The organism is Bradyrhizobium sp. AZCC 1578, assembly GCF_036924675.1.
Classification (GTDB): Bacteria; Pseudomonadota; Alphaproteobacteria; order Rhizobiales; family Xanthobacteraceae; genus Bradyrhizobium.
The window spans coordinates 3972770-3984343 of sequence record NZ_JAZHRZ010000001.1 but is presented as its reverse complement, the minus strand read 5'-3'; the positions used below and the strand labels follow the sequence as shown (position 1 = coordinate 3984343).

12 protein-coding genes are annotated in these 11574 nt (G+C 63.6%); 4 read left to right on the top strand and 8 right to left on the bottom strand.

The window, feature by feature from the left end:
• Positions 1-110: 110 nt before the first annotated feature.
• The 6 genes from V1290_RS18990 to dnaK all read right to left on the bottom strand — a co-directional run bounded on the left by V1290_RS18990 (position 111) and on the right by dnaK (position 5762).
• Positions 111-413, bottom strand: a complete 303-nt coding sequence (locus tag V1290_RS18990; RefSeq protein WP_334365818.1) for a DUF1330 domain-containing protein — start codon at positions 411-413, stop codon at positions 111-113.
• A gap of 19 nt (positions 414-432) precedes the next feature.
• Complete coding sequence (gene pyrF / locus V1290_RS18985) at positions 433-1143, bottom strand: orotidine-5'-phosphate decarboxylase (RefSeq protein ID WP_334365817.1); 711 nt, start codon at positions 1141-1143, stop codon at positions 433-435.
• Positions 1144-1149: 6 nt separating this feature from the next.
• Complete coding sequence (locus tag V1290_RS18980; protein ID WP_334365816.1) at positions 1150-1728, bottom strand: NADPH-dependent FMN reductase; 579 nt, start codon at positions 1726-1728, stop codon at positions 1150-1152.
• A 47-nt stretch (positions 1729-1775) separates the two neighbouring features.
• A complete protein-coding gene (locus tag V1290_RS18975; RefSeq protein WP_334365815.1) occupies positions 1776-2375 on the bottom strand; it encodes a class I SAM-dependent methyltransferase in 600 nt (199 codons plus the stop codon).
• A gap of 208 nt (positions 2376-2583) precedes the next feature.
• Complete coding sequence (gene dnaJ / locus V1290_RS18970) at positions 2584-3717, bottom strand: molecular chaperone DnaJ (RefSeq protein WP_334365814.1); 1134 nt, start codon at positions 3715-3717, stop codon at positions 2584-2586.
• A gap of 143 nt (positions 3718-3860) precedes the next feature.
• Positions 3861-5762: a molecular chaperone DnaK gene (dnaK, locus tag V1290_RS18965; protein ID WP_334365813.1), complete on the bottom strand. Its 1902-nt coding sequence runs from the start codon at positions 5760-5762 to the stop codon at positions 3861-3863.
• A 542-nt stretch (positions 5763-6304) separates the two neighbouring features.
• Here dnaK and V1290_RS18960 point away from each other — a divergent pair.
• The 4 genes from V1290_RS18960 (at position 6305) to V1290_RS18945 (ending at position 9467) form a co-directional block, all read left to right on the top strand.
• Positions 6305-7243, top strand: a complete 939-nt coding sequence (locus V1290_RS18960) for a hypothetical protein (protein ID WP_334365812.1) — start codon at positions 6305-6307, stop codon at positions 7241-7243.
• Between the two features lie 118 nt (positions 7244-7361).
• The gene (gene pncA, locus V1290_RS18955; RefSeq protein ID WP_334365811.1) at positions 7362-8075 is read left to right on the top strand and encodes a bifunctional nicotinamidase/pyrazinamidase; all 714 of its coding nucleotides are present in this window, start codon (positions 7362-7364) and stop codon (positions 8073-8075) included.
• Positions 8076-8107: 32 nt separating this feature from the next.
• Positions 8108-8959: a helix-turn-helix domain-containing protein gene (locus V1290_RS18950; RefSeq protein WP_334365810.1), complete on the top strand. Its 852-nt coding sequence runs from the start codon at positions 8108-8110 to the stop codon at positions 8957-8959.
• 79 nt (positions 8960-9038) lie between these two features.
• Positions 9039-9467: a VOC family protein gene (locus tag V1290_RS18945; RefSeq protein WP_334365809.1), complete on the top strand. Its 429-nt coding sequence runs from the start codon at positions 9039-9041 to the stop codon at positions 9465-9467.
• A 140-nt stretch (positions 9468-9607) separates the two neighbouring features.
• Here the strand turns inward: V1290_RS18945 and grpE are convergent, their stop codons facing one another.
• Entirely contained in the window at positions 9608-10228 is a 621-nt protein-coding gene (gene grpE, locus V1290_RS18940) for a nucleotide exchange factor GrpE (protein ID WP_334365808.1), read from the bottom strand.
• Between the two features lie 118 nt (positions 10229-10346).
• Entirely contained in the window at positions 10347-11435 is a 1089-nt protein-coding gene (gene hrcA / locus V1290_RS18935; protein ID WP_334365807.1) for a heat-inducible transcriptional repressor HrcA, read from the bottom strand.
• Between the last annotated feature and the right edge of the window lie 139 nt (positions 11436-11574).

The following is an 11574-nucleotide window of genomic DNA, read 5'->3' as shown; positions in this document are numbered from 1 at the left end:
AGACGGTGGGGTCCCGCGAAGCGGCGCGAAACTAGCCGCTTCTACCGGACCTCCGCATCTTTGCGTTGGCCACTGAGGCGCGCAGATATAGATCGCGAAATAATGCGCGCTCAGGGCTGCGGGCTGTCATAGCCCTCGATGACGATGAGGTCCGCGATGGAGTGCGGCTGACGGACCTTGATGTTGGCCTGGTATTCCGGCGAATTGTAGCAGGCCAGCGCTTTCTCATAGCTGTCGAATTCGATCACCACATTGCGCGAGCGGCATTGGCCTTCGACCGCGGTAAACTTGCCGCCGCGCACGATGAAGCGCCCGCCGAATTTCTGGAAGATGGCCGGATTGGCCGCCATATACGGCTTGTAGCCCTCGTCATTGTGAACGTCGACGCGTCCGATCCAGTATCCTTTGGCCATCTCAATCTCCTTCTTGTTGTTACGTGATCGCCTGCTTGATTTCCGCCTGAATGGCATCCGCAGCAAGCCTGGGATCGGCGGCTTCCGTGATCGGGCGTCCGACCACCAGATAGTCTGCACCCGCGGCAATCGCCCTCGCCGGCGTCATGATGCGCTTCTGGTCGCCGGTCGCAGCGCCCGCCGGGCGGATACCCGGTGTCACCAGATGCATCTGGTGACCGACGATCTTGCGCAACGCGGCCGCCTCTTCCGGCGAGCTGACGAGGCCGTCGACGCCGAGCACCTGCGCCTGCTGGGCGCGCGCTTCCACCAGGTCGGAGACGTTGAGACGATAGCCGGCGGCATGCAGGTCGCCATCGTCATAAGAGGTCAGCACGGTGACGGCGAGGATTTTCAGACCCGAGCCTTGGCGCGCCTCGACCGCGGCCTTCATGGTCTGAGGATAGGCGTGCACGGTTAGGAAGGTCGCGCCGAGTTTGGCGACGCTCTCAACGCCGCGCGCCACCGTATTGCCGATGTCGTGCAGCTTGAGATCGATAAAAACCTTCTTGCCTGACTTCGCCAGTTGCTGCGCCAGCGGCAATCCGCCGGCATAGGCGAGCTGATAGCCGATCTTGTAGAAGCTCACGCTGTCGCCGAGCCGCGCGATCAACGCTTCCGCTTCAGACACTTCGGACAGGTCGAGCGCAACGATCAGCCGATCCTTCGGCGCGATACTGGCTGGCTGCATGTCACCTCACATCATGCGTTGGGAAACGTCGATCAACTGCCGCACCAGCGCTTTCAGCCCCTCGGCATCAGCAGCATTCTTCAGGCGGTCCATCTCGTCATAGGCATCGTCGGCGAATGCCAGCGCGAACTGGTTCGGTATCACGGTTGCATGACACGCCGACAGGATCAGCCGCAGCGCGGCCAGCGCGCGGGCGCCACCGAGCCGGTTGCCGGAGGCCGACGCAATCGCAAACACCCGATCGCGAAACACCTGGCCGCGGGTCTCGTGCGCATCCTGCACCCGGCTGACCCAGTCGATGGTGTTTTTCACCAGCGCCGGCACCGAGGAATTGTATTCCGGCGTCACGATCAGCACGCCATGATGGGCTGCCATCATCCGCTTCAGGTTGACCGCGTGTTTCGGCACGCCCGATTTCGCCTGCAGGTCGCCATCATAGATCGGCAGCGGAAAATCAACCAGCGAGATGCGGGTGACTTCGGCGCCGGCCTGCGCCAGTTCGTGCACGGCCACCGCCGCCAGCCTCGCATTGAGCGAGCCGGTGCGGAGCGATCCCGGGATCACGAGGATTTTCAACGCGGACATTTCTTAGAAATCGCACTCGGGGCCAACCGGCCGCGCAGGCGGACGGCCTAGCCCTTGCGATACACCCAGACCCGCGCGGGCGGAAGGTTCATCCATATCCGCTCGGAGGCCTCTGTGGACACGCCCGGCAGCGATTTCGGAATCGGCGGCGCCACCGAATAGGTGAACTGCACGAAGGGCGCGCCCGGCGCCAGCGCCAGGAAGGCGTCGCGGATCAGCTTTAGGCGGGTCAGCATCGGTTTTGTCACGAGCGGCAGGCCGGAGATCACGGCAGACGCCGGCGCATCCAGCGCATCTCCGAGCGAAGCGCGAAGCGTGTAGGCATCGCCCTGTACGACCTTGGCCTGAGGATAGCGATCGCGCAGCAGGGCGCAGAAACCCGGATTATATTCAACCAGCACGAGCCGCTTCTGATCCACGCCGTGTTCGATCAGCGCGTTGGTGATCGCGCCGGTCCCGGGCCCAAGTTCGACGACCGGCCCTTCGGAATCGACATCGACATATTGCGCCATGGTGCGGGCGAGCACCTTGCTCGACGGCATCACCGCGCCCATGTGCAGCGGCTTTTCAATCCATGAACGAAGGAAGCGCACCTCGTCGTCGAGACGAGGCTTCTTCAACGCACGCACGGACGATTGCAAAGGCATGTCGCTACCAGGCGGGACCCGCTGACGGGCGGGAATGTCAAAAAACAGTCATGAACACGTATAGGTCGACGGGGATATGGTCAAGCCAGACGGTAATGCGCCAGACGCGCCAAAGTGCCCGCGATCCGGCGATAACACCCTGTGCAAGCTGAATGAATCATGACTGCCGGGGCGAGAACGGCGCTCGCCCCGGCGACGTGCATACGGTTCAGGAGCCAGCGCGGCTGCCGAAGAAGTCCTTGACCTTGGTGAAGAAGCCTAACGCCTCCGGCTGGGTTGCCCCGGAGGACAGCTTTTCGAACTCGGCGAGCAGTTCCTGCTGCTTCTTGGTCAGATTCTGCGGCGTTTCGACCATGACCTGGACATACATGTCGCCGGTCTGGCGCGATCGGAGCACCGGCATGCCCTTTGATGCAATGCGGAAACGGCGGCCGGACTGCGTTCCCGCCGGCACCTTCACCTTGGTCTTGCCCTTGTCGATGGTGGGCACCTCGAATTCGCCACCGAGCGCGGCAGCGACCATTGAGATCGGAACCCGGCAGTGCAAATCGGCGCCGTCGCGCTGGAAGAATTCGTGGGTGGCCAGCGACAAGAAAATGTAGAGGTCGCCGGGCGGGCCGCCGCGGACACCGGCCTCGCCTTCGCCGGCCAGCCGGATACGCGTGCCGTCCTCGACGCCCTGCGGAATGTTGACCGACAACGTTCGGTCGCGCGTCACCCGTCCCGTGCCCGCGCAATTCGGGCAGGCGTCCTCGATCATCTGACCGCGGCCCTGACAGCCGGGGCAGGTCCGCTCCAGCGTGAAGAAGCCCTGAGCCTGACGGACGCGGCCGGCGCCGCCGCACACCGCGCAGGTCTTCGGCTTGGTGCCGGCCTTGGCGCCGGTGCCCGAACAGGGCTCGCAGGTGACCGAGACCGGAATTTCGATCTGCGCGGTCTTGCCGAGGTAGGCTTCCTCCAGCGTGATTTCCATGTTGTAGCGCAGATCGGCGCCGCGCTCGCGTCCGCCGCCGCGCCCGCGCTGCCCGGCCATGCCGAACAGGTCCTCGAAAATATCTGAAAACGACGAGGCGAAGCCGGCGCCGAAGCCAGGACCACCGCCGCCCATGCCCTGCTCGAACGCGGCATGGCCGTAGCGGTCATAGGCGGCGCGCTTGTCGCCGTCTTTCAGGACTTCATAGGCCTCGTTGATTTCCTTGAATTTCATTTCGCTGGTGGCATCACCTGGATTCCTGTCCGGATGCCATTTCATCGCGAGCTTGCGGAAGGCCGACTTGAGCTTGGATTCGTCCGCGTTCCGCTCGACTTCCAGGGTTTCGTAATAGCAGCGCTTGGTGGACATCAGTCAAACCCGCCCGAAATTCGCCTTCATGCCGAAAGCACCTTCAATCGAAGATGCCGCCATCGGCTTAAAGAAAAATGACCCCCACCCATCGAACGCGAGCCGTGCGCTCTTTTGGATGAGGGTCATGATCGAAAGCCCGCTTATGCTGACTTCTTGTTGTTCTTGTCGTCGTCGACCTCGGTGAACTCCGCGTCGACCACGTCATCCTTGGCAGCATCCCGCTTGGCGTCCGCCTCGGCCTGCTGCTTGTACATGGCCTCGCCGAGCTTCATCGAAGCCTGCGCCAGCGTGTTGGTCTTGGCCTTGATGGCCTCGGCGTCGTCGCCCTTCAGCGCTTCCTTCAAATCGCTGACGGCGTCCTCGATGGCGCGGCGCTCTGAGTCTTCCACCTTCGAACCGTGCTCGGCCAGCGCCTTCTCGGTGGAATGCACCAGCGCGTCGGCATGGTTCTTGGCGTCGACCGCCTCGCGTCGCTTCTTGTCCTCGGCCGCGTTGGCCTCGGCGTCCTTGACCATCTTCTGGATGTCGGCTTCGGAGAGGCCGCCGGATGCCTGAATCCGGATCTGCTGCTCCTTGCCGGTCGCCTTGTCCCTGGCCGAGACATTGACGATGCCGTTGGCGTCGATGTCGAAGGTGACCTCGATCTGCGGCATGCCGCGCGGCGCCGGCGGAATGCCCATCAGGTCGAACTGACCGAGCACCTTGTTGTCGGCCGCCATTTCACGCTCGCCCTGGAAGACGCGGATGGTAACGGCATTCTGGTTGTCCTCGGCGGTCGAGAACACCTGGCTCTTCTTGGTCGGGATCGTGGTGTTGCGGTCGATGATGCGGGTGAACACGCCACCCAGCGTCTCGATGCCGAGCGACAGCGGTGTCACGTCGAGCAGCAGCACGTCCTTGACGTCACCCTGCAGCACGCCCGCCTGAATGGCCGCACCGATGGCGACGACTTCGTCCGGGTTGACGCCCTTGTGCGGCTCCTTGCCGAACAACTGCTTCACGACCTCCTGGACCTTCGGCATGCGGGTCATGCCGCCGACCAGCACCACTTCGCCGATTTCGGCGGCGGTGAGCCCCGCATCCTTCAGCGCCTTGCGGCAGGGCTCGATGGTCTTCTGAACGAGATCGTCGACGAGAGCCTCGAACTTGGCGCGCGTCAGCTTCATCGTCAGATGCTTCGGCCCGGTCTGGTCGGCCGTGATGAACGGCAGGTTGATTTCGGTCTGCGTCGTCGAAGACAGCTCGATCTTGGCCTTTTCGGCCGCCTCCTTCAGGCGCTGCAGGGCGAGCTTGTCGTTGCGCAGGTTGATACCCTGCTCCTTCTGGAATTCGTCGGCGAGATAACCGACCAGGCGCATGTCGAAATCTTCACCGCCGAGGAAGGTATCGCCGTTGGTCGACTTCACCTCGAACACGCCGTCGCCGATTTCGAGAATCGAGACGTCGAAGGTGCCGCCGCCGAGGTCGTAAACCGCGATGGTGCCGGATTTCGATTTGTCGAGACCGTAGGCGAGCGCTGCCGCCGTCGGCTCGTTGATGATGCGCAGCACTTCAAGACCAGCGATCTTGCCGGCATCCTTGGTGGCCTGACGCTGCGCGTCGTTGAAGTAGGCGGGAACGGTGATGACGGCCTGGTCGACCTTCTGGCCGAGATGGGCTTCCGCGGTCTCCTTCATCTTCTGCAGGATAAAGGCAGAGACCTGCGAGGGCGAATAGGTCTTGCCGTCGGCCTCGACCCAGGCGTCGCCGTTCGATGCCTTGATGATCTTGTAGGGAACGAGCTTCTTGTCCTTCTCGACCATCGGGTCGTCATAGCGGCGGCCGATCAGGCGCTTCACCGCGAAGAATGTCCGCTCGGGATTGGTCACCGCCTGGCGCTTGGCAGGCTGGCCGACGAGGCGCTCGCCGTCATCGGTGACGGCAACGATCGAGGGCGTGGTGCGCATGCCCTCCGCGTTCTCGATGACTTTTGCAGTCTTGCCATCCATTACGGCGACACACGAATTCGTGGTGCCGAGATCGATCCCAATGACCTTTCCCATGGTCCTCATATCCTTCTTTTTGCGGCAGGTTGGCTGGGCCCTGGACGGCGCACCTAACCGAACCCCCAACGTTCAAATACTCGCGATATTGCGACGGTGAGCCTCATATAGGAGGGGGGGTTGTGCCTGCAAGGACCGAGCGCAAGCTTAGGGCCTGAAAAGGCTGGCGTTTGAAAGATTGTGCCGCCTGGGGCCGGGCCCCCGTGCCGTGACCGGCGTTAAGAAATCGGCAACTCCTTTATCGCTCACACCCCGAAGCGTTGCACAGCGATACGGCAGCATCCTCACGGCGTGGACCGGCCGCCGGTTGAGGGGACGCGGTATTTGGCCGCTGGAAGCGCCCAAAAAAAGAGCTCGGAGGCCGGGCAGAATGCCGCGAAATAGGAGCGAGGCGGGGGAACGGACGCCCGTCCTGCCCTGTTGCAGGGACACCAAAACCGCTAAAAGCGGGCCGAACGGAACGACCCAGTCGCGCCCCGAGGCCCAGATTCCACCACCGTCCGATCTTTGAACGGCCTCCATGCAAACCCGGTAGACCCTCCATGAAGCCACTTAGATATTTTGCTGCGGTTGCCCTCCTCGTTGCCGCCACCTCCTCCGCGTTCGCCGCGGACCCGGTTTTCCCGCCGGGCGCCAGGGTCGGCATGACGCCGCTGGTCGGCCTCAACAAGGCCAGGGCGTTCACGGGATTCGAGACCGAAGACCAGGGCGTCAAGGTGCTGGTCGCCGACCTGCCCGCCGAGGCTTATGGCGAGGTCGCCAATGCCTTCAAGGCCAATCCCGGCGGCACTGGCGGCATCAAGCCGGAAAGCATCGAGACCAAAGCGGGGCTCGCCTACTACACCGTCGAAAACGCCAAGGACGGCGCCACCAGCGTGCGCCGTTATTCCATGATCCTGCCCGGCCCTACCTTCTCCGGCTACGTCGCCGTGCAGGTGCCGGAGAACGCCTCGAAGATCTATACCGACGATGCCGTGCGTCAGATGTTCGCATCTGCCGTGATCCGCGTTGAGGTTCCTGTCGAGGAACAGCTCGGGATGATGCCGTTCAAGATCGGCGAACTCTCGAGCTTCAAGAACGTCCGTACGCTGGCGCCGGGCGCCGCCCTCATTCTCTCCGACAGCGACGAAAAGAAAGGCTTCGAGGTCGCGCCGTTCATGATCATCGGCCTGATCGGCTCGACGGCGGCGTCGCCTGACGATCGCGGCCGCTTTGCCCAGCAGATCGCGACCACCATTCCCGGCGTCCGCGATGGCAGGATCACGATGTCGGAGCCGGTCCGCATCGATGGCCAGCCCGGCTACGAGACCCGGATCGACGCCATCAGCGGCAAGGACAATACGCCGGTGACGATCGTGCAATGGCTGCGGTTCGGCGCCCAGACCTCGATGCGCATCATCGGCTCTTCGCCGCGCGATGATTGGACCAAGGCCTTTCCACGCTTCCGCGCCGTGCGCGACGGAATCCGGCCGCGAGCCTGATCGCGAATTCGAAAAAAGCGCGCCCTGATATTCAGGACGCGCTGAAATTTCGGGCTTTCGTTCGTACACCAATGGAACTAGCCTTCCCCCTGCCGGGTTCATGGCAGGGAGACGCGCTATGCTTTCTCGCAGACTGGTTCTGACAGGCTTTGGCGCGGCATCCGTCCTCGCCCTCGTTCCAACGACGCCATGGGCTGCACCGATGAAACCCGACAACGCCTCCGCGCTCCTCGTCATCGACGTGCAAAACTGCTTCCTGCCAGGCGGCAGCCTTGCCGTGAAAGACGGCGATCAAGTGGTGCCCGTCATCAACCGCATCGCCAAGGGCTTTGCCAATGTGGTGATGACGCAGGACTGGCACACCGCGGGCCACGTCTCGTTCGCCTCCACCCATTCCGGCAAGAAGCCGTTCGAAACCATCGATCTCCCCTACGGCAATCAGGTGCTGTGGCCGGATCACTGCGTGCAGGGGACCGAGGGTGCGTCGCTGTCAAAGGACCTCGCGATCCCGCATGCCGGCCTCGTTATCCGCAAGGGTTTTCGCAAGGACATCGACAGCTATTCGGCCTTCACCGAGGCCGACGGCAAGACCACGACGGGGCTCGCGGCGTACCTGAAGGCGCGCAAGGTGAAGCGGGTTTTCCTCGCTGGCCTCGCGACCGATTTCTGCGTGGCATGGAGCGCGCTGGATGCGCGCAAGGCGGGCTTCGAGACTTACGTGATCGAGGACGCCTGCCGCGGCATCGACACCCAGGGCTCGCTCGCAAAAGCCTGGGCCGACATGACCAAGGCCGGCGTCAAGCGCATCCAGTCGGGCGATATCGCGGCCTAGTGCGTTCGTCTTGCCCGCTTCAGGGGTTTGGGATGTCAGGTCCAGCGGCTCCACTCGCGTTCGAGATGATTCGTCGTGCGCCATCGCAGCGCATGACAGGCCTGATCGCCGGCATGACGGGCTATCGCGAAACCGCGCCCGGCCGGTTCTTCCAGCGCGAAACCGCAGGTCTGGTAGTCCCGCTGATCATCAGCTTCGGCACACCGTTCCTGATCGCTCTCGGACGCGATCCTGACGCTGATGATCGGCAGCCGAGTTTCGCCGCCGGGCTTTATGCCGGTCCGGTTCATATCGAATCCGATGGCGGCGCCGAATGCGTGCAGGTGGATTTCACGCCGCTTGGCGCCTATCGCTTCTTTGGCGGGGCCGTCGCCGATCTCACCGCGCGCATGGTCGACATCGGTGACGTACTGGGGCCTGAGGGACCGCACCTGCGCGAGCGGCTTGGCGCGATATCCTGCTGGCAGGATCGCTTCGATCTGGTCGAGGATTTTGTTGCAGGGCGTGCCAGCCATCGGCCTTCGCCCGAGATCGCATTCGCCTATGGACGGCTCGCACGCAGCGCGGGCAGCGTGCGCATCACTGCGCTTGCAAGAGAGATCGGCTGGAGCCGCAAGCACTTGGTCGATCGCTTCCGAGCGGAAATTGGTCTGGCGCCGAAGCCGGTTGCCCGCATGATGCGCTTTCACGAAGCCTGCCGACTGGCGCGGACGGGAGCGGGAAGCGGCTGGGCAGGGATTGCGGCCGAAAGCGGCTATGCCGACCAGGCGCATCTCGCCCGCGAATTTTCAACCCTTGCCGGCGAATCGCCAACGGCCTGGGCCCACCGGCTGGCGCTGACTGACAGCCGCCTGCTGCGCCCGCTGGACGCACTGGACGCGTAGCCGGTCAGGTAACAAATCTTCAAGCCGACCGCCCTCGCCTCGCGATACTAGTGAGGTAACGCAATGCGAGGAGTTGCCGGTGACCAGTCCAAGCAAAAGCGAAGCGCCGCGCCTTTATCCGACGATGCGCTGCCGGGATGCCGAAGCGATGATCCGCTGGCTCAAGGAGGTTGTTGGTTTCACCGAACGCGCCGTCTACCGGAACGGCGGCACCATCCATCACGCCGAGCTTGCCTTTGGACCCTCGATCCTGATGCTCGGCCAGAGCAGGGAGGACGAATACGGCAAGCTCGTCGGCGATATCGGCGGCCGTCGCACGGACGCGCTGTATGTCGCGGTCGACGATCCCGACGCCCTACATGCGAAGGTCAAAGCCTCCGGCGCCATCATTGAAATGGACCTGCGCGACACCGACTATGGTAGCCGCGATTTCGCCTGCCGCGACCCGGAAGGCAATCTCTGGAGTTTTGGGACCTACCGGCCGAGGGCGGACGAGAGGCCGCTGTAAGCATAGGCCCGCGTCAACCGCCTTCGGTGATACTCCGTAGACCGCTCATCCCTGCGGAGCGGGCCTGCGCGCGTCTCGAAGGATGAAGGCCGAGCTTCCGCAGCGGGGCCCTCATGGTTCGAAACGACTTGCGCGCCTATTTACGCCGCGCTGTTCGGCTCATTGTTGGCGGCCGGTGCCGCCTTGGCGCCGCCCTTCGACACGCCGACCAGCGCCGGGCGCAGTATGCGTTCGCCGATCATGAAGCCGGCCTGCACGACCTGAACCACCGTCCCTGCGGGAACGGACGGATCGGGCACTTCGTACATCGCCTGCTGGAAATTGGGATCGAACTTCTCGCCCGATGGATCGAACTTCTTGACGCCGTTCTTCTCCAGCGTGTTCAGCAGCGAGCGCTCGGTCAGCTCGACGCCTTCGATGAACGCCTTCAGCGCCGGATCGGCGGTGGCCTTGGTCTCGGCCGGCATGGCATCGAGCGCGCGCTGCAGATTGTCGGCGATTTCGAGAATGTCGCGGGCGAAGCCGGTGATGCCGTAGGCGCGCGCGTCGGCGACTTCCTTGGCGGTGCGCTTGCGCAGATTTTCCATCTCAGCCAGCGTGCGCAGCATCTTGTCGCGCGCTCCCGCCGCTTCCTTCGTCAACGCCTCGACCGATCCTTCCTCGGGATCGTCGGGCATGATGTAGGGTTTTGAGACCACGGGCTCGCCGGTCTGGTTGGCGGGTTGTGCCCCGTCGTCACTCGGCCGGTTGGGATCGGTCATAAGACTGCCTTCTCAAAAAACGGTTCTGGTTGGATGGGGATTTGCTGCCGGGGATATCGTGCTTTAGGGGCCGAAAATCAAGCGCAACCAGCCCTGATTAAGGTCGATTCGTGGCGGATCAGCCGCCCAGCATCCGGCTGACAATGCGGGCGGCGTAATCCACCGTCGGAATCACCCGCGCATAGTTCAGCCGGGTCGGCCCGATCACGCCGAGAACCCCGACGATGCGGTGCGAAGCGTCGCTATAGGGTGCGATGATGGTCGAGGAACCGGACAGCGAGAACAGCTTGTTCTCCGATCCGATGAAGATCCGCACGCCTTCGGCGCGCTCGGCCCGGCCCAACAGGTCGATCACGCCGCGCTTGGTCTCGAGATCGTCGAACAGCGACTTGACGCGTTCGAGATCTTCGAGCGCGTGCAAATCTTCCAGCAGGTTGGCATGCCCGCGCACGATCAATTGCCGGTCCTCGTTTTCGCCGCCCGACCAGCTCGCAATCCCCGCCTCGATCACCTTCTGCGTCAGTTGGTCGAGCTCGATGCGGCTCTGCGCCATCGCGGTTTCGAGTTCGAGGCGCGCCTCAGCGAGCGTGCGGCCGCGAATCCGAGCATTGAGAAAATTGCTCGCCTCCGTCAGCGCCGAGGAAGGCACGCCGGGCGGCAGCGTCAGCACGCGGTTTTCGACCTGGCCGTCTTCGCCGACCAGCACCACCAGCGCGCGCTCCGGCTCCAGCCGCACGAATTCGATGTGTTTCAGCCGCGAATTGGATTTTGCGGTCAGCACCACGGCGGCCGCGCGGGTCAGGCCGGACAGCCGCGTCAGCGCCTCGCCGAGCGCCGCCTCGACCGACTGCGCCCGACCGACGGAGGCAAGCTGGTTCTGGATCGATTCCCGTTCGGGTTCGGTGAGGTCGCCGACCTGCATCAGCGCGTCGACGAAGAAGCGCAGGCCGAGTTCGGTCGGCAGGCGGCCGGCCGAGGTATGCGGCGCGTAGATCAGGCCGAGCGCTTCGAGGTCCGACATCACATTGCGCACGGAAGCGGGCGACAGCGGCACTGCGATCAAGCGGGAGATGTTGCGCGAACCGACGGGTTCGCCGGTCGCGAGATAGCTCTCGACGATTTGACGAAAAATGTCGCGCGAGCGCTCGTTGAGCTGGGCGAGCCCCGCATGCGGCGCGATCAGGCCAATCGGATCGTGGTGGGCCACTGTTAACTCCCTGATACCCTAATTTGTCGATCCGGCGCGCCGATGACAAGCGTCCGCTTCACATAGCGTTTTCGAGCGAAGCATGCCCTCGGACTGGATCCGGGGGCGGCCGCCGGTTCGCGTAAAGAAAACGCATCAA

Bases quoted from the DNA above. Each gene is read 5' to 3' on its own strand.
- pncA (WP_334365811.1), top strand. From the start codon at position 7,362: ATGCTTTCTCGCAGACTGGTTCTGACAGGCTTTGGCGCGGCATCCGTC.
- V1290_RS18950 (WP_334365810.1), top strand. From the start codon at position 8,108: ATGTCAGGTCCAGCGGCTCCACTCGCGTTCGAGATGATTCGTCGTGCG.
- V1290_RS18960 (WP_334365812.1), top strand. From the start codon at position 6,305: ATGAAGCCACTTAGATATTTTGCTGCGGTTGCCCTCCTCGTTGCCGCC.
- pyrF (WP_334365817.1), bottom strand. From the start codon at position 1,143: ATGCAGCCAGCCAGTATCGCGCCGAAGGATCGGCTGATCGTTGCGCTC.
- grpE (WP_334365808.1), bottom strand. From the start codon at position 10,228: ATGACCGATCCCAACCGGCCGAGTGACGACGGGGCACAACCCGCCAAC.
- V1290_RS18990 (WP_334365818.1), bottom strand. From the start codon at position 413: ATGGCCAAAGGATACTGGATCGGACGCGTCGACGTTCACAATGACGAG.
- dnaJ (WP_334365814.1), bottom strand. From the start codon at position 3,717: ATGTCCACCAAGCGCTGCTATTACGAAACCCTGGAAGTCGAGCGGAAC.
- dnaK (WP_334365813.1), bottom strand. From the start codon at position 5,762: ATGGGAAAGGTCATTGGGATCGATCTCGGCACCACGAATTCGTGTGTC.
- V1290_RS18975 (WP_334365815.1), bottom strand. From the start codon at position 2,375: ATGCCTTTGCAATCGTCCGTGCGTGCGTTGAAGAAGCCTCGTCTCGAC.
- V1290_RS18980 (WP_334365816.1), bottom strand. From the start codon at position 1,728: ATGTCCGCGTTGAAAATCCTCGTGATCCCGGGATCGCTCCGCACCGGC.